The sequence below is a fragment of the Candidatus Poriferisocius sp. genome (genome assembly GCF_965214065.1).
Classification (GTDB): Bacteria; Actinomycetota; Acidimicrobiia; order Acidimicrobiales; family Bin134; genus Poriferisocius.
The window spans coordinates 879,163-895,234 of sequence record NZ_CBDCAT010000027.1; the positions used below are offsets into that span (position 1 = coordinate 879,163).

Consider the following 16,072-nt stretch of genomic DNA (forward strand, 5'->3'; position numbering starts at 1 on the left):
GAACCCGACAGTGACGGCCCGGTTGTTCAAGCGGGATCTAACCCGATTGGAGGAGGTTCACGAATGTCGGCCGACTAATGCACCCCTGGCATCACGCAGAGCATTTCGAAGAGGAGGTTGGCGGCGGTGAGGGCGGTGGCGCCGGTGGGGTCGTAGATGGGGGCTACTTCGACTAGGTCGCAGCCGACCAGGCTGAGGCCTCGGCAGCCTCGGATGATCTCGAGGGCTTGGGGGGCGGTGAGGCCGCCGATTTCGGGGGTGCCGGTCCCGGGGGCGAAGGAGGGGTCGAGGGCGTCGATGTCGAAGCTCATGTACACCGGCCCTCCGCCCACCTTGTCGCGTACCTCGGCCATGAGGGGCTCCAGCGAGCGGTTCCAGCACTCTTCTACTTGCACCACCCGGAAGCCCTGTTCCCGCGACCAGTCGAAGTCGTCGGCGGCGTAGCCTGTGCCCCGCACGCCGATCTGGGCCACCCGGTGGGTGTCGAGCAGCCCTTCTTCCACGGCCCGGCGAAACGGTGTGCCGTGGGCGATGGCCTCGCCGAACATGTGGTCGTTGATATCGGTGTGGGCGTCCACGTGGATCAGCCCCAGAGGGCCGTGCTTGCGCCGCATGGCCCGCATGATGGGCAGGGCGATGGTGTGGTCGCCTCCCATGGCCACCGCGATCACATCATGGCCGAGCAATTCGTCGTAGAAGGCCTCGATGCGGGCCACCGCGTCGGCCAGGTTGTAGGGGTTGGTGGCCACATCGCCGATGTCGTCGATCCGCAGGCTGTCGAACGGTGCTGCTCGCGTGGCCATGTTGTAGGGGCGAATCAGCACCGACTCGTTGCGGATGCCCCTCGGGCCGAAGCGGGCCCCCGGCCGGTTGGACGTGCCGATGTCGATCGGCACGCCCACGACGGCGACATCGAGGTCGTCCGCCGCCGACCGGCCGGGTAGCCGCATAAAGGTGGCGATGCCCGCGAAGCGGGGCATCTGATTGCCCCCGAGGGGTTGAGGCATGTCGGCCACCTTAAATCTCCGGTATTCCTAGCGGACTGAGGCGATCAGCCCTTGGCCTCGATGAAGGCGTCGGAGAACTTCACCTCGAAGTCGCCGGTGTCCTGGATCTCCTCCAAGATCTCCACTGGGGCAACCCCTGGCGTGCTGAGGAAGTCTTGGAGGTCTTCATCGAGCCCGCCGAATGCGGCCGCGTTCGGAGTGGAGTAGTAGTTCCAGTTCGACAAAGCGGCGCCCTGCTCGGCGGTGAGCAGCCAGTTGATGAAGGTGTGGGCCGTGCACGGGCTGCCGGCGTCGAACGGGATGGCCATGTTGTCGATCCAGCGGGTACCGCCCTCGTCGGGCACGAAGTACACGTACTGCGACGGATCGTCGGTCTCCAGGAACTGGGTGAACATGTCACCGGAGTACCCGTGGGCGATCACCGTCTCACCGGTGGTCAAGAACTCGTCGGCCGAGTCGGTGTTGAACGCCGCGAGGCGACCCCGTGCGCTGGCCACCAGATTGGTGGCCTCCTCCAGCTCACCCTCATCGGTGGAGTTCAGCGAGTAGCCCAGGTACTTGAGGGCTGCGCCGATCGTCTCCCGAGGATCGTTGAGCAGCGAGATCGAGCCGCTGTACTCATCGGCGAGGGCCGGGTCGAAGATCAGACCCCAGGAGCGGGGGAAGTCGCTGCCCAGCGCCGCGGTGTCCACCGCGATGCCGGTAGTGCCCCACTGGTAGGGCACCGAGTAATCCCCTGCCGGGTCGTAGATCAGGTTCCGGAAGTCCTCGGAGATGTTGGCGATGTTGGGGATGGCGTCTTTGTTGAGCGGCTGGACGGTTCCGCCGGCGATCAAGATGGCCACCATGTAGTCCGACGGCACGATCAAGTCGTAACCCGAGTTGCCGGCCGCCACGATGGGCTGCATGGCCTCGTTGGAGTCGTAGACGTCCATGGTCACGCTCACGTCGTACTCGTCTGAGAACGCGGCAAGCTGCTCCTCGTCGATGTACTCGGCCCAGTTGTAGATGTTGAGATTGCCGTCGGTCTCGTTCACCTCGCAGTCGGCGATTGCACTTCCATCATCGTCGTCATTGCCGCACGCGGCGGCTACCAGCGCAAAGGCCAGCAGCACGCCTAGCAGACAAGACACTCTTCGGCCAGGAAGGTTTGTGATTGTCATTGGGATATCCCCTCTTTGATTTGGGTGTTGGTTGTGGGTTTGGCGGATACGGCTTGCCGGGCGGCGCGCAGCGAGGGGCGCCCGCTGCGGCCGCTGAACTGCTGGAAGGCCAGCGACAGGGCCACTAGAAGTACCGATGCGGCCAGCATAAGCACCGAGGTGGCGTTGATGAGCGGGGTGACGCCCCGGCGGATGAGGCCGAACACGAACACCGGCAGGGTGGTGGCGCCCGGGCCGGCAGCGAACTGGGTGATGACCACGTCGTCGAGCGACAATGTGAGGGCCAGCAGGGCGCCGCCGGCTACTCCGGGGAGGATCTGGGGGAAGGTCACGTAGCGGAACGTCTTCCACCGGGTGGCGTAGAGGTCGAGGGCGGCTTCCTCAAGCACCTGGCTCATGCCCGCCAGTCGAGCCCGCACCACCACCGAGACGAAGCTGATGTTGAAGGCGATGTGGCTGATGGTGATGGAGCCGAGTCCCTTTTGGACATCCCAGCCGAACACCGAGTCGAGAATCTCGAAGAACTCCGAGAAGAACAGCAGCATCATCACCGCCATGGTCACGTCGGGGATGATGATCGGCAGATACAGCAGGGCGTCGAACACCTTGCGGCCCCGGAACTTGAAGCGCTCTAGGGCCAGGGCGGCCAGCGTGCCCAGCACCACCGAGATGACCGTCGAGAGAAGGGCCACCCGGACCGACACCCACACAGCGTTTTGGAGCTGGCTGTGCTCCACGAAATCTTGGTACCACTCCAGCGTGAAACCGCCCCACCGGCCCACGTTGCGGTCGTCGCTGAAGGAGAACACGATCAGCACGAAGATGGGGGCGAAGAAGAACAAGTAGACCAGCCAGGAGTGGGCCGTGAGCGCGATCTTGGTGGTGCCCCGAGGCTGGACGGTGCTGCTCACAGGTTCCTGCCCCCGGTTCGGAAGTACACCAGGGTGGCCACCAGCATCACGGCCATCAGCACGAACGAGAGCGACGCCCCCACCGGCCAATTCCTGGCCGTAAGGAACTGGGTGACGATGTAGGAGCCCAGCAGGGTGGTCTTGGCGCCGCCCAGGATCTCTGGAGTCACATAGGCGCCCAGGCTGGGCACGAACACCAGGATCGACCCGGCGATCACCCCGGGCATCGACAGCGGGAGCAGAACCCGCCGAAATGCCTGGAATCCCGACGCGTAAAGGTCGCGGCTGGCCTCGATCAGGCTGAGGTCGATCCGCTCGATCGATGCGTACAGGGGCAGCACCATGAACGGCAAGAAGCCATAGACCAACCCGATCACCACCGCCGAGGTGGTGAACAGCAGTTCCCGCTCTCCCAAGCCGAGGGCCTCTGAAATGTTGGTGAACAGTCCGTCGTTGCCCAACAGGACTCGCCACGCGTAGTTGCGCACCAAGAAGTTGGTCCAGAACGGGATCATCACGAAAACCAGCATCAGGTTGCGGATAAGGGGGGTGCGGGTGGCGATGAAGTAGGCGAACGGATAGGCCACCACCAGGCAGATCAGCGTGGTGAGGATGGCCAGCCACAGCGACCGGAACAAGATGTCCCGCACGATGGGCTCGCCCAGCTTGCGGTAGGCGTTGAGGTTCCAGCCCGATAGGTCGGTGCCGCCGAACCGGTTCCGGGTGGCGAACGAGTAGATCATCACGATCCCCAGCGGGACGGCGAAGAACAACACCAGGTAGGCGTAGGCCGGCAGCGACAGGAGGAAACCCCGCCGAGATGCGGCTCGGTTGGCCGCCTTTTCGAATTCGGGCGTGGCTACTTCGGCTTCCCGCCGTTCTTCGACGACCGTCATGCCCTGACCACCGTGACCGCGTCTGGCATCCACGACACCGCCACATCGTCGCCGACGTAGGGCCGGAACCCGCCGGGCTGGTTCTCGAGTCGGATCTCCATTTCAGTCCATTCGTTGGTCACCATGTATACCAACGCGTTGCCCAGGTAGGTGACGCTCTCCAAGCGGCCCGATATAGAGGTGTGGCCGGCGGGGACGGCAGTCACCGGGTGCATCTCAACCCGTTCCGGTCGAAGGCACAATGCCACCCGGGTGCCCACCGGCAGATCCGACCGGCCGGGGATATGGCTGCCGTCGGCCAAGCACACGGTGTCGACCGACACCACGGATGCGTCGATCAGGTTGGACTGGCCGATGAAGTTGGCCACGAACCGGTTCACCGGGCACTCGTAGATGCCCTCGGGAGTGCCGACCTGGAGGAGTTCGCCCTCGTTCATCACGCCGATCCGGTCGGCCATGGTCAAGGCCTCTTCCTGGTCGTGGGTGACGAACACGAAGGTGATGCCCACTTCTCGTTGAAGCGCCTTGAGCTCGCGCTGCATTTCTTGGCGCAATTTTAGGTCGAGGGCGCCCAGCGGCTCGTCTAGCAACAGCACCTTGGGCCGATTGACCAGTGCTCTAGCCAACGCCACCCGCTGGCGCTGGCCGCCCGAGAGCTGTTGCGAACGTCGTTGCTCAAGGCCTTCGAGGCGGACTAGGCCGATGGCCTCCTGAACTCGGCCGGCGATCTCGGCCTTGGCCACCCGCTGCATCTTGAGTCCGAACGCAACATTGGCTTCTACCGTCATGTGGGGAAACAGGGCGTAGTCCTGGAAGACTGTGTTGACCGGGCGTTTGTTGGGCGGAAGCGTGCCCACCTCGTTGCCGAAGATCTTGAGGCTGCCCTCGGTGGGGAACTCGAGTCCGGCGACCATGCGCAATGTGGTGGTCTTGCCGCACCCCGACGGCCCGAGCAGGGCGAAGAACTCTCCGTCGGCGATCTCCAGATCCACGTTGTCGACCGCTACAACGTCGCCGAATCTCTTGGTGATGGCCGAGAGCTGCACCGCTGCGCTGGCGTCGCTCACTGGATGATCCCCCCCGTCGCCCATTAGCCGGTGCCCCAGTTATAGGTCTGTTTGACCAGCCTCAAATAGTGCAGCGTCTCGATGTCGATGACCCCGGGAATGGCCCGAACCCGGTCGTTTACCACTGATATGAACGCCTCGCTGTCGGCGCAAACGATCTCGGCGATTACGTCGAACCGCCCGGCCACGATCACCACGTACTCGGCCTCGTTGATCTCGGCGAGGGCTTCAGCCACGCTTCGGGCATCGCCTGAGACGTTGATGCCGATCCATGCCTGGTAGCCCACTCCCAGCCCCACCGGGTCGGTCACCGCCACGATCTGGACCACTCCCCGCTCCATCAGCCGGTTGACCCGTTGGCGGGTGGCGGCCTGCGAAAGCCCGACCATCGGTGCGATCCGGGCGTAGGGCATGCGGCCGTCATTTTGCAGCTCGCGGATGATGGCCTTGTCGATCTCGTCGATGTCGAACGCAGCAGCCATCGTCGTACCTAGAAGAGGGCCTGAGCCTCAGTGAGCGCTTTTCGCAGCGTCTGATTGATGCGGTCGAACTCGTCGGGGCCGGCGATGAGCGGCGGTGAGAGCTGGATCACCGGCTCTCCTCGGTCGTCGGCCCGGCAGATCAATCCCAAATCGAGGAGGCGGTTGGAGAGAAAGCTCCGCAGCAGCGATTCGGCTTCTTCGGAGGAGAACGACTCCTTGGTGTCGCGGTCTTTCACCAGCTCGATCCCGTAGAAGTAGCCCATGCCACGAACCTCGCCGACGATCGGGAGGTCGCACAGGTCGTCCAGGGAGGCCCGGAAGGCTTCCTCGTTGGCCAGCACATGGTCGACCAGTTGCTCCTCTTCGATGATGTCGAGGTTGGCCATGGCCACCGCACAGCTCACCGGGTGCCCGGCGAAGGTGAAGCCGTGCAAGAACGACTCGTCGGTGCCCACAAACGGCTCGGCCAACCGGTCGCTGGCGATCATGGCCCCCATCGGCGCATAGCCCGATGTCAGCCCCTTGGCGCAGGTGATGATGTCGGGCAGATAGTCGAGCCGCTCGGAGCCGAACATGCTGCCGAGGCGGCCGAAAGCGCAGATCACCTCGTCGGAAACCAGCAATACCCCGTATCGGTCGCAGATCTCGCGCACCCGGGCGAAATAGCCGTCGGGGGGGACGAAGCACCCACCGGCGTTTTGCACCGGCTCCACGAACACGGCGGCCACCGTCTCGGGGCCGGCCCGCAATATGGCCTGTTCTATGTCGTCGGCGCAGGCCAGCGTGCAGGATGGGCAGTCGGCGCACAGCTTGCACCGGTAGCGGTTGGTGTTGGCCGCGTGGGAGACACCGGGCACCAGCGGCTCGAAGGGCTCGCGCAAGACTTCGAGCCCGGTGATCGACAGCGCTCCCATCGAGGTGCCGTGGTACGAGAGCTGCCGGCTGATCACCTTGTGCCGCTCGGGCTGGCCGATCACCTTGAAGTACTGGCGGGCAAGCTTCCACGCAGATTCGACCGACTCCGACCCTCCGCTGGTGAAGAACACCCGGTTCAAGTCGCCGGGGGCAAGCGAGGCCAGGCGAGCGGCCAGCTCCACCGCCCCGGGGTGGGCATAGGTCCAGATGGGGAAGTAGCCGAGCTGCGACGCCTGTTTCCCGGCGGCCTCGGCCAGCTCGACTCGCCCGTGGCCCACCTGGGAGACGAACAACCCGGCCAAGCCGTCAAGGTATTCGTTGCCCTTTGTGTCCCAGACGTAGCAGCCGTCGCCCCGCTCCACGATCCGTATTCGGTCGACCGCGCTGCCGAGGCTGCTGAAGTGGCCCCACAAGTGGCGGTCGGCCAAAGCAGCCAACTCATCGTGTTGCATCGATGGCGTCCCCCTGCTCCGAACGGTGATTACCGATTTAACACCAGAATGCCCACATGTGCAACCGAATCGGTTGCTGAGGGTGAATTGACAACTATTTCTCAACCAAATGGGGGCTTGATTGTGCGGGTTTGGTGCTGCAATATGAGCGAAGCAACAGAAAGAACGGGGGCAGCGGGATCATGCTGACGGACAACTACATCAACGGGGTATTTCAACCGGCGATCGATGGGGCTACCGACTCGGTGGTGAATCCGGCCACCGGCAAGGTGATGGGCGAGGTTGCCTCGAGCTCGGCGGCCGATGTGGACGCCGCGGTCACCGCCGCAGCCGCAGCCTTCCCCGAGTGGTCGGCCAAGACGCCGAGGGAGCGCAGCGAGATCCTCCACAAGGTGGCCGACATCGTGGAGGAGAACGTGGCCGAGCTTTCCGCGCTCGAGTGCGAGAACGTGGGCAAGCCGGTGTCGATCATTGAGTTCGAGATGGATCAGCTGTGCGACAACTGGCGCTTCTTCGCCTCCGCCGGGCGCTTCTTGGATGGCAAGGCCGCTGGTGAATACCTCGAGGGTTACACCTCGATGGTGCGCCGCGACCCTATCGGGGTGGTGGGCTCCATCGCTCCCTGGAACTATCCGCTGTTCATGGCTACATGGAAGCTCGGCCCGCCGTTGGCAGTCGGTAACACGGTGGTGTTGAAGCCGTCGGAGCTCACCCCCTACACCACGCTGCGTCTAGCCGAATTGCTCGACGATGTGCTTCCCCCCGGGGTCTTCAACGTGGTTTGCGGGCAGGGCCAATCCGCCGGTGTGCCGCTGGTGCAGCATCCCGACGTGGCTATGGTGTCGCTCACGGGTTCGGTGGCCGCCGGCAAGTCGGTGGCCCAAGAGGCGTCGGACTCGCTCAAGCGGGTCCATCTCGAGCTGGGCGGGAAGGCGCCGGTGATCGTGTTCGACGATGCCGACATCGATGCAGTGGTGGCCAATCTGCGCGACAACAGCTTCTACAACACCGGCCAAGACTGCACCGCTCCGTGCCGGGTGATCGCCGGCGCCAAAGTGTACGACGACTTTGTGGCCCAGCTCACCGACGCGGCCGGGTCCGTGGCGACTGGCGACCCCATCGATGAAGACACTGAGATGGGCCCGCTGGTATCTGGTGTCCAGCTGGACCGGGTGTCAGGGTTCGTGGACCGGGCGGGCGAAGCCGGTGCGGAGATCACCACTGGTGGTTCCCGACGAGCGGGCGATGGCTATTTCTACGAGCCCTCGGTGGTTGTCGGGGTGGACCAGGCGTCGGAGATCGTGCAGCGGGAGGTGTTCGGCCCGGTCATCACCGTGCAGGCGGTACCTGACGAGGAGACCGCGCTGGGGTGGGCCAACGACTGCGACTACGGGCTGGCTGCCAGCGTGTGGACCAACGACGTGGGCCGGGCCATGCGGATGGCCAAAGGGCTGCGGTTCGGAACGGTGTGGGTGAACGACCACATCCCGATCATCTCGGAGATGCCCCACGGCGGCTTCAAGCAGTCGGGCTACGGCAAGGACATGTCGCTGTACGCCCTCGACCACTACACCGAGCTCAAACACGTCATGGTGAAGCACTGAGCGTTCAGACTTGGGCTTCGCAAGCCCTGGGCGCGGCGCGCCCCGCGGTGTACTGGTCGGATCGCGACGATGCCCCGGCCCCGGCAGCGGCGCTGTCGGGGACAATGGAAGCCGATTTGGCGGTGATCGGCGGCGGTTTCACCGGGCTTTGGGCCGCGCTCCAGGCCTTGGAGGACCAACCCGGAATGCGTGTGGCGGTGCTGGAAGCCGAGCAGTGCGGGTTCGGGGCCAGCTCTCGAAACGGCGGCTTCTGCGATTCTTCGCTGACCCACGGGCTGGCCAACGGACTCTCTCATTGGCCCGCCGAAATCGAGACTCTGGTGCGCCTGGGCCGGGAGAACTTGGCTGGGCTGGCCGCCAGCCTGAAACAGCACGGCGTAGATGCCGACTTCCGACTCTGCCCCGAAATCGGCGTGGCCACTGAGCCCTGGCACTGGGAGGGGCTGGAAGAGGATATCGAGGTCTATCGGGCCTTTGGGGAAGACGTCGAACTGCTCGATGCCGACCAGATGCGGGCTCGAGTGCATTCGCCCACCTACCTCGGCGGGATGATCCGCCGCAACGATGTGGCATTGGTCGATCCCGCCCGACTGGTGTGGGGATTGCGGTCGGCTGTTGAGGTTTTGGGAGGTGGAGTCTTCGACCACAGCCCGGTCCTGTCTGTCAACCGAGTGGGCAGCCGCCTATCGATCAGAACTCCAAACGGCAGGGTGCTGGCCGACCGGGCGGTGATGGCCACCAACGCCTATCCGGGCCCGGTAAGGCGCCCCCGCCGCTACACCATCCCGGTCTACGACCACGTATTGATGACCGAGCCATTGTCGGCTGAGCAGATGGCCTCGGTCGGCTGGGCCGAGCGGGAGGGGCTCGGCGATGTTTCCAACCAGTTCCACTACTACCGGCTCTCGGCCGACAACCGGATCCTGTGGGGCGGCTACGACGCTACCTACCACTTCAACAACGGGGTCGATGCCCGCCACGATCAGAGCAAGACAACCCATCTCCGGCTGGCCGAGCACTTCTTCCAGACGTTTCCCCAGCTTGAGGGGCTGTCGTTCAGCCATCGCTGGGGCGGGCCCATCGGAACCACCACCCGTTTCACCGCCACCTGGGGCACCGCGTGCCGCGGCCGCCTGGCATGGGTGGCGGGCTATACCGGCCTCGGGGTGGGGGCCAGCCGATTCGGCGCCCGGGTGGCACTAGACCTTGTGTATGGCCAATCCACCGGGCGGACCGAGCTTGAGATGGTGCGCAGGCACCCGGTGCCCTTCCCCCCGGAGCCGGCCCGCTGGGCCAGCGTGCAGATCACTCGCAAAGCCCTCCAGAGGTCTGATCGGCGCAGCGGCAAGCGGGGGGCCTGGCTGAGACTGCTCGACCGGTTCGGCGTGGGGTTCGACTCATGAGCGACCGTTACCGCGCCAGGTCGTTTTGGCATGACACCTGCGGGGGGTCGCTCGAGCCCCGGCCCGCCCTGGGGGGCGATTCCGATGTAGATGTCGCCATCGTGGGCGGCGGTTACACCGGGCTGTGGACCGCCTACTACCTGCTGACGATCGACCCGACAATCCGGGTGATGGTCATCGAGCGCGACATCGTCGGCTTTGGGGCGTCGGGCCGCAACGGCGGCTGGTGTGTAGGGGAGATGGCGGCCGGGCCCAAGCGGCACGAGGCAGTTGGCGGCAACGATGGCGCCCGCCGGCTGCTCCATGCCTTGCACGATTCGGTCGATGAGGTGGGCCGAGTGGCCGAACGCGAGGAGATCGATTGCCACTACGCCAAAGGCGGCGCGATCCGACTGGCCCGCAACCGTGCCCATCTAGCCCGCCAGCGCAAAGAGGTCGAGCTGTTTCACGGTTCTTATGGGTTGGCTGAGGAAGACATGAGGATGCTCGGTGCCGACGAGGCCCGCACCCACTTGGCCGCCACCGGGGTTGTGGGCGGCATGTTCTTCGCCCACACCGCGGCCCTGCATCCGGCCCGATTGGTTCGAGGACTCGGCGATGCTGTTGAGCGCTTGGGCGGCAAGATTGTCGAGGGCACAGCCGCAATCGCCATTCAACCCGGCCGAGTCGCTACTGACCGGGGAGAAGTCAATGCCGAAGTGGTGGTACGAGCCCTTGAGGGTTACACCGGCACACTGGAGGGAAACCGCCGGTCTCTGGCCCCGCTGTATTCGCTGATGGTGGCCACCGAGCCCATCGACGATGCGCTATGGGAAGACATCGGGCTGAGCCAACGGGAGACGTTCACCGATGACCGGTTCATGGTCATCTACGGACAGCGGACTGCCGAAGGAAGGATCGCATTCGGAGGGCGGGGGGCGCCCTACAACTTCGGCTCCAGGATCGCCAGCTCGGTGGAGCAGAGGTCGCGCACCCACGACAAGATCATCAAAACGCTGGTCGAGCTGCTGCCCATGCTCTCTGATGTGGCCATAACCCACCGGTGGGGCGGTGTGCTCGGCGTGCCCCGCGACTGGTTCCCCTCGGTGGGATTCGACCGGGAGAGCGGCATGGCCTGGGGCGGAGGCTATGTCGGCGAGGGGGTGGCCGCCGCCAACCTAGCCGGGAGGACCATCGCCGAGCTGATCACCGAGACCGACTCGCCCCGCATCGACCTGCCTTGGGTAGGACACCAGTCACGGCTATGGGAGCCCGAGCCCCTGCGCTGGCTCGGCATAAACGGAGCGCTGAGGATCATGGGCATTGCCGACCGAACAGAGGCGATAACCGGCAGGAAGTCGCGGCTCGCCCGGATGATGCAGCGGGTGCTCAGCTGAGAGGCGGCTAGGCCACTCCCAGGCGGGCCAATTCGAACGTTTCGGCGGCAACGGCCAGGATCTCGCTGCGGTCAATGGCCAAGATGTAGCCACCCGCAATGGTCTGGTCGAGCGATTCTGTGAACGCCGCTAGGTAATCGTCCCCGCCTCCGGGATAGAGCCGGTCGATTGTCCCGGGCTCCAGGGGCGCAGTGGTGCCGAACAGGGAGGCAAAACCGTCGCCTTCTTGCCCTTCTCCAGACAGCATCCGAAGGGGAGTGTCGACCCATGGGTTGCGGATCCCGCCTCGGGCGTTGCCCAGATCGTCGCGCTCGCAGGTGATGCCATCATCGCCCAGTTGCAAACGGGGGGCGACGGGGGGCGGCTCACCGCCTCCAGCCCAGCGGTCGAGGTGCTCTAGGGCCGCTTGGGCCACGTAGTGCTGATGAGGAGCGGAGTTGATGGGCTTGTCCACGGTCATGATCACCAGGTCGGTGATCGGTTCGAGCATTCGGGCCAATTTCGAGGGTTCAAGTTGGCCGCCATCGGCTCGCGAAGCCACCAGCAGGTAAGTGTCGGCATGTGCAGCCCCGGGCAGTTCCCACCCCCGGACGTTCTCGCTATCGGGTTGCTCGATTGCCTCATTGCGCAGCACGGTCACGTCGGTTTCGCTGCTCAACAGCAGAACCGGCACCCGGGCGTCAGCGCGGATCTGCTCGGGGCAGTGGGCCATGGCGTCGTATCGCCCGTCGAGAACCCGGGGGCCGAAGGTGCCGTTTAGCTCAGTCCGAACTCCGGGTCGCCCGTGCAGGAAGTAGCCGTCGAAGGTCCGAACTAGCGGATCGATGGCGTTTACATAGGTGGCCAAGAATGCCGCCGACTGCGACTCGCCCACTGCTAGAAGTCGCTCGGGAACCAGGTCGCCGATCAGAGGGGAGCCGCCTTGGCGAAGAGCTTGGGCTACCTGAGTGAAGATGTCGTAGCTGTATGCGTCGCCGGGATGGGACAGGTGCCCGTAACGCTGCGGTTTGTGCAACTTGAGATGGAGGCCCTCGGCCAAGCCGCCCCCGTCGATACCGGCCTTTTGGGCCGATACACCTACCCAGGCGTCGCCCCTGCGGATGATGTGGCGGTGCATGTAGTCCCAGTCGGGGGAGCCGTCGACGCCAGCCGATACGTTCAGCCACTCGACCACGACTGTTCCGCTGAAGTCAGCCGCGGCCACCGGCCGGCGCACCAGCGCCCGGGTGATGAACGGTGCAGACTCGGCCGGCTCGGCGGTAATCTGCCCGTTTCGCGGAAGCTCTCCAATTGCCAGGTACGACTGGGCCTGACCTCGGACTTCGAACTCGGCTTCCAGGTAGCCCAGCTTTTCGAGGTCGTAGTTACGAGGGATCAAGGCCGGCGGAGCGCCGGGAAGCTCTTCGATTACAACAGAGGTTGGCGTGGTCATTGGAGAGTGCTCGGGGCTACTGCTGCTCGATGTCGGTGGAGAACTCGTTGGCCACCTCGGGTTCAGGTGATCGCAACAGAAGCGACTCGATTCCGAACGTGGGGGCGGCGAACAAGGCAGCCATGCAGGAGACCAATCCATGAGCAACCTCGTCGCCTTGCATGATCCCGGTGCGGAATCCCTGGCGTTGCCAATGGGGTATGGCGGCTTCGAAGGCTTCGGGAGTGAACGAGTTGGCGAACTCGGTGGGCATGGTTGGCCCCAAGATGACGGTGACGAATCGGCGGGTGCCCAGCATCTCGGTACGCCATCCGTCCATGGTGGCTTCCAGAGCTCGCTTGGAGGCGGCGTAGGGTACCAGCGAGTGGCGGGGCATCGAGGATGAGTCTGAGGACACTGCGGCCACTACCGCGTCCTCGCTGAGATGGGGGAGGGCGGCCTTGATGACCAGGTTCGGTCCAAACGTGTTGACTCCGAAGACCGCTTGCCAGTCCTCTTGGGTCAGCTCGGCCATTGGCGCCATGGGGGACATACCCGAGGTGTAGACGATGCCGTCGAGACCACCGAGCACTTCGGCGGCCTCGGCCACCCCGTGTTCGATGCTTGAGGGGTCAAGGGTGTCGATGACCACGACGTGGCCGCCTCCGGCCTCTTCCACGGCGGCCTCCAGCACGTCGCGCCGTCGGGCGGCAAAGGCAACGTGGGCACCGAGGCGCTGTAGCGCTATGGCGGTGGCCCGACCCAGGCCTGATGAGGCCCCAACCACCAATACTTTGCGCTTACCCAGTGCTTCCATCTGCTCTCCCTCCGAGGGCCTCGGCCAGCCAGGCCTGCCATAAGGGTCCGTCCCGCTCGGCGGCCTCGGCTCCGTCGGACCCGTAAAGGTACAGCCACACCGAGGCCCCGGCGTGCTCGCCGTAGGACTCCACGGTAATGAACCCGGTTCCTGGCGCCGGCTGGTCAAGCAGCAGGGCAATCCTCCACGTTGCGGCATCCACCACCGTTCCGGCTAGCGGGGGAGCTCCTGAGGCGTTGACCTCGATCCGCTCGCCTGCAACCGGAGCCGAAGGGATACCCAGCGCGTCGGTAAGAACACTCCAGGCCTCATCCCGGGAACCGGCCAACATCCCCACGGGCAGCACCGGTGCCGCGGTCTGCCCGGCAAAGTGCTCCATGTGCAGCTTGAGATTGAACAGGAACAACCCCCAGCCCTCCACCATCCCGTCGTACTGGGCGTCCCACTCGCCCCCCTGTCCGAAACCGGTGTTCACCAGCCGCACCACGCACCGGTCGTCCCGAGGCTCCACCGTCCACTCGAACGCCAGCCCATCGACCCCTTCGCCACCGTCGAAGCAAACCGACCGAGGCGGCTCCCACACCGCTACCCGCCCCGGAATCTGCATCTCCGGCCCTGGCCCAAACGAGGCCATAGCCGCTCCCCCTGCGCGTTCCTCCACCGTGTGGGGCACATACCAAGAAGAGATCCCCGGCCCAGTAGCCACCGCCCGCCACACCTCCTCTGCGTTCCCTGAAACCTCTACCTCCAGTTCAATCGAGCGCCGCTCCTCAGCCATGGTGTTCACAGTAGCGGTGTGTCGCTGGCCGGGGGCGAAGGCAAACTGCTTTTGTGACTACATTATGGGACTATAATTTGTTTGGTTGATGGGTTTCTGAACAGGAACTTCTCTAAAATAGAAGAAAGTTATTGTAATGGAACAAAAAATGTCAGGTCATGGCCAACAAACTCGCACGGTGGCGGCGCGGGAGTTCAAGACTCACTGCCTCCAGCTGATTCGCGAGGTCGGCGAAACCGGCGAAGAGATCATCATCACCCGCCACAAGAAGCCCGTCGCCCGTCTCGCTCCAGTCAAGAAGGAGTTTGTCCCCTTGAGCGGGATCGACAAAGGACGGATCGAGATCCACGGTGACATCGTGTCCTCGGTGTGGGACGACGAGTCGTTTGACATGGAGGACAACCCCGACAAAGTCCTTGACCCAGTTGCCTGGTACGAGCGTCATGATAACGGTTGACACTCACTCATTGATCTGGCTGAGGTGTTCAGACGACCGGCTAGGCAGCCACACCGATGCATTGCTTACCCAAGCCCAGTTCGAAGGAGAGCTGGCGGCCTCTGCCGTAGTGCTGACCGAGGCCACTCGCTTGCACCTAGATGGCAGAGTCGACTTGGGAATGCCGCCCAAGGCATGGGCAGAAAGCTGCATGGACAACGGACTTAACATCATCCCTGTTTCAGCACGAATCGCAATCGAGTCGTCGATGCTGGGCACTTCGGGATTTCACGGAAACCCCTTGGACCGCTTCATTGCCGCCACGGCCATTGTCGGAGGCCACAGCCTGGTAACTGCCGACCGCCAGATCACCCAATGGGCCGAGCGCACCCGTCTCCTAGAAGTCATCGACCCGGCTCCTTAGTGAGGTTACGCTGGCTGCCTCTTCAATTGCCTTCAGGCAAAGATGGCGGCAGATTGCCCACGATTCGGGCGGTCTCGACCGAGACGTGGATGAGCCGGCGGAGGTGGCGGATTAGGTTGAAGGGCTCGTCGGCCCAGGCGTGCCATCCGTTGGGGTCGTCGGTTATGCCGGATGCCTTGTCGTATTTGAGTCGGAGGCTGTCTATGGCCCAGTCAAGCGGGGTGCGGCCCGACACGGTGTAGTGGTGGGCCTCGTCGGGGACGTCGATCAGCTTGCAGCGGTGGTTGATCTCCAGTACTGAGCGGTTGGTCTCCTTGCCGCTCTTAGCCCAGCGCATCTTCTTGTCGATCCGGTAGGCGGCGGCCTCCGCGTCTCCCTCATCGGGCTGGCCGTCCACCAGGCAGGTCGCCGGGTGCTCGTCGACGGTTTCGTAGTTGATGTGCAGATCCATGAGCTCTCGCCCTGCGGCCCGGAACGCCTCGAAGTCTTCCGCCAGGGGGACGCGGGGTAGGTTGCGCTGGAGGTCGTGCTTGTACCGCTCCCGCCAGTCGGGGGCATGCATCACGCCATAGAGGTACTCCCAGATGTCGTCTTTGGTGATGTGGTCGCCGTAGCGGTCGTGGAACCGCTCAAGGCACCAGTCGGTGATGTTGTCGGTGTCGGCGGGGTCTAGGGGTAGATCCAGATCCAGCTCGAGAGTCTCGGCCATATGCGCTCCTATTGAGAACAGCGGGTCACGGCCCGCCCTGCCGGATCGACGGCATGCAGGTCGGGCAGCAAGCCGACAGCTAATGCCGCGAACCGTGTGCGGTTCGACGGGCTGCTCAAGAGGACCGCCTCTGCTTGGGCATAGCTCGGGTCTGCTGACCCGGCCCCATCAGGTGCAGGTCGGGCAGAGTCAGGGAGGCCAGCACCCCGAAGATCGCCATG

General features: G+C 64.4%; 16 protein-coding genes. 5 read left to right on the forward strand and 11 right to left on the reverse strand.

Going from position 1 to position 16,072, the window contains the following annotated elements; translation table 11 throughout:
* Positions 1 to 74: 74 nt before the first annotated feature.
* Genes speB through ACOOGG_RS10655 form a run of 7 tightly spaced genes read right to left on the reverse strand, consistent with a single transcriptional unit; the run spans position 75 to position 6,893 of the window.
* Positions 75 to 1,007, reverse strand: a complete 933-nt coding sequence (speB, locus tag ACOOGG_RS10625; protein ID WP_420435030.1) for an agmatinase — start codon at positions 1,005 to 1,007, stop codon at positions 75 to 77.
* A gap of 44 nt (positions 1,008 to 1,051) precedes the next feature.
* Complete coding sequence (locus ACOOGG_RS10630; protein ID WP_420435032.1) at positions 1,052 to 2,170, reverse strand: polyamine ABC transporter substrate-binding protein; 1,119 nt, start codon at positions 2,168 to 2,170, stop codon at positions 1,052 to 1,054.
* Complete coding sequence (locus ACOOGG_RS10635) at positions 2,167 to 3,081, reverse strand: ABC transporter permease (RefSeq protein WP_420435034.1); 915 nt, start codon at positions 3,079 to 3,081, stop codon at positions 2,167 to 2,169. Before ACOOGG_RS10635 ends, ACOOGG_RS10630 begins: the two co-directional genes overlap by 4 nt.
* Positions 3,078 to 3,977 carry an ABC transporter permease gene (locus tag ACOOGG_RS10640; protein WP_420435036.1) on the reverse strand — a complete coding sequence of 300 codons (900 nt, stop codon included), beginning with the start codon at positions 3,975 to 3,977 and terminating at the stop codon, positions 3,078 to 3,080. The genes ACOOGG_RS10635 and ACOOGG_RS10640 overlap by 4 nt, the downstream gene beginning before the upstream one ends.
* Positions 3,974 to 5,044, reverse strand: coding sequence for an ABC transporter ATP-binding protein (locus ACOOGG_RS10645; RefSeq protein WP_420435038.1), 1,071 nt, complete (start codon positions 5,042 to 5,044; stop codon positions 3,974 to 3,976). The genes ACOOGG_RS10640 and ACOOGG_RS10645 overlap by 4 nt, the downstream gene beginning before the upstream one ends.
* Positions 5,045 to 5,067: 23 nt before the next feature.
* Positions 5,068 to 5,526 carry an Lrp/AsnC family transcriptional regulator gene (locus ACOOGG_RS10650; RefSeq protein WP_420435040.1) on the reverse strand — a complete coding sequence of 153 codons (459 nt, stop codon included), beginning with the start codon at positions 5,524 to 5,526 and terminating at the stop codon, positions 5,068 to 5,070.
* Between the two features lie 8 nt (positions 5,527 to 5,534).
* Positions 5,535 to 6,893 (reverse strand): aspartate aminotransferase family protein, encoded by a 1,359-nt coding sequence (locus ACOOGG_RS10655; RefSeq protein ID WP_420435042.1) that lies wholly within the window; start codon positions 6,891 to 6,893, stop codon positions 5,535 to 5,537.
* Positions 6,894 to 7,075: 182 nt separating this feature from the next.
* Here ACOOGG_RS10655 and ACOOGG_RS10660 point away from each other — a divergent pair, with 182 nt between their 5' ends.
* The 3 genes from ACOOGG_RS10660 to ACOOGG_RS10670 are packed head-to-tail and all read left to right on the forward strand — an operon-like array spanning position 7,076 to position 11,276.
* Positions 7,076 to 8,497 carry a gamma-aminobutyraldehyde dehydrogenase gene (locus ACOOGG_RS10660; protein WP_420435044.1) on the forward strand — a complete coding sequence of 474 codons (1,422 nt, stop codon included), beginning with the start codon at positions 7,076 to 7,078 and terminating at the stop codon, positions 8,495 to 8,497.
* Between the two features lie 47 nt (positions 8,498 to 8,544).
* Positions 8,545 to 9,900 (forward strand): NAD(P)/FAD-dependent oxidoreductase, encoded by a 1,356-nt coding sequence (locus ACOOGG_RS10665; RefSeq protein ID WP_420435046.1) that lies wholly within the window; start codon positions 8,545 to 8,547, stop codon positions 9,898 to 9,900.
* A complete protein-coding gene (locus tag ACOOGG_RS10670) occupies positions 9,897 to 11,276 on the forward strand; it encodes an NAD(P)/FAD-dependent oxidoreductase (protein ID WP_420435048.1) in 1,380 nt (459 codons plus the stop codon). The genes ACOOGG_RS10665 and ACOOGG_RS10670 overlap by 4 nt, the downstream gene beginning before the upstream one ends.
* 7 nt (positions 11,277 to 11,283) lie before the next feature.
* Here ACOOGG_RS10670 and ACOOGG_RS10675 read toward each other — a convergent pair whose 3' ends face one another.
* The 3 genes from ACOOGG_RS10675 to ACOOGG_RS10685 are packed head-to-tail and all read right to left on the reverse strand — an operon-like array spanning position 11,284 to position 14,282.
* Positions 11,284 to 12,708, reverse strand: a complete 1,425-nt coding sequence (locus ACOOGG_RS10675) for an alpha/beta hydrolase domain-containing protein (protein ID WP_420435050.1) — start codon at positions 12,706 to 12,708, stop codon at positions 11,284 to 11,286.
* A gap of 16 nt (positions 12,709 to 12,724) precedes the next feature.
* The gene (locus ACOOGG_RS10680; RefSeq protein ID WP_420435052.1) at positions 12,725 to 13,504 is read right to left on the reverse strand and encodes an SDR family oxidoreductase; all 780 of its coding nucleotides are present in this window, start codon (positions 13,502 to 13,504) and stop codon (positions 12,725 to 12,727) included.
* Positions 13,488 to 14,282, reverse strand: coding sequence for an SRPBCC family protein (locus ACOOGG_RS10685; protein ID WP_420435054.1), 795 nt, complete (start codon positions 14,280 to 14,282; stop codon positions 13,488 to 13,490). Before ACOOGG_RS10685 ends, ACOOGG_RS10680 begins: the two co-directional genes overlap by 17 nt.
* A 178-nt stretch (positions 14,283 to 14,460) precedes the next feature.
* Here ACOOGG_RS10685 and ACOOGG_RS10690 point away from each other — a divergent pair, with 178 nt between their 5' ends.
* Complete coding sequence (locus ACOOGG_RS10690; protein WP_420435056.1) at positions 14,461 to 14,739, forward strand: type II toxin-antitoxin system Phd/YefM family antitoxin; 279 nt, start codon at positions 14,461 to 14,463, stop codon at positions 14,737 to 14,739.
* Entirely contained in the window at positions 14,726 to 15,142 is a 417-nt protein-coding gene (locus ACOOGG_RS10695; protein WP_420435058.1) for a type II toxin-antitoxin system VapC family toxin, read from the forward strand. Before ACOOGG_RS10690 ends, ACOOGG_RS10695 begins: the two co-directional genes overlap by 14 nt.
* A 22-nt stretch (positions 15,143 to 15,164) precedes the next feature.
* Here ACOOGG_RS10695 and ACOOGG_RS10700 read toward each other — a convergent pair whose 3' ends face one another.
* Positions 15,165 to 15,851: a type ISP restriction/modification enzyme gene (locus ACOOGG_RS10700; protein WP_420435060.1), complete on the reverse strand. Its 687-nt coding sequence runs from the start codon at positions 15,849 to 15,851 to the stop codon at positions 15,165 to 15,167.
* Between the last annotated feature and the right edge of the window lie 221 nt (positions 15,852 to 16,072).

What these genes read in the sequence shown, in the direction of transcription:
- speB (WP_420435030.1), bottom strand. Translation starts at nt 1,007, where the DNA reads ATGCCTCAACCCCTCGGGGGCAATCAGATGCCCCGCTTCGCGGGCATC.
- ACOOGG_RS10630 (WP_420435032.1), bottom strand. Translation starts at nt 2,170, where the DNA reads ATGACAATCACAAACCTTCCTGGCCGAAGAGTGTCTTGTCTGCTAGGC.
- ACOOGG_RS10640 (WP_420435036.1), bottom strand. Translation starts at nt 3,977, where the DNA reads ATGACGGTCGTCGAAGAACGGCGGGAAGCCGAAGTAGCCACGCCCGAA.
- ACOOGG_RS10650 (WP_420435040.1), bottom strand. Translation starts at nt 5,526, where the DNA reads ATGGCTGCTGCGTTCGACATCGACGAGATCGACAAGGCCATCATCCGC.
- ACOOGG_RS10655 (WP_420435042.1), bottom strand. Translation starts at nt 6,893, where the DNA reads ATGCAACACGATGAGTTGGCTGCTTTGGCCGACCGCCACTTGTGGGGC.
- ACOOGG_RS10660 (WP_420435044.1), top strand. Translation starts at nt 7,076, where the DNA reads ATGCTGACGGACAACTACATCAACGGGGTATTTCAACCGGCGATCGAT.
- ACOOGG_RS10670 (WP_420435048.1), top strand. Translation starts at nt 9,897, where the DNA reads ATGAGCGACCGTTACCGCGCCAGGTCGTTTTGGCATGACACCTGCGGG.
- ACOOGG_RS10675 (WP_420435050.1), bottom strand. Translation starts at nt 12,708, where the DNA reads ATGACCACGCCAACCTCTGTTGTAATCGAAGAGCTTCCCGGCGCTCCG.
- ACOOGG_RS10680 (WP_420435052.1), bottom strand. Translation starts at nt 13,504, where the DNA reads ATGGAAGCACTGGGTAAGCGCAAAGTATTGGTGGTTGGGGCCTCATCA.
- ACOOGG_RS10685 (WP_420435054.1), bottom strand. Translation starts at nt 14,282, where the DNA reads ATGGCTGAGGAGCGGCGCTCGATTGAACTGGAGGTAGAGGTTTCAGGG.
- ACOOGG_RS10695 (WP_420435058.1), top strand. Translation starts at nt 14,726, where the DNA reads ATGATAACGGTTGACACTCACTCATTGATCTGGCTGAGGTGTTCAGAC.
- ACOOGG_RS10700 (WP_420435060.1), bottom strand. Translation starts at nt 15,851, where the DNA reads ATGGCCGAGACTCTCGAGCTGGATCTGGATCTACCCCTAGACCCCGCC.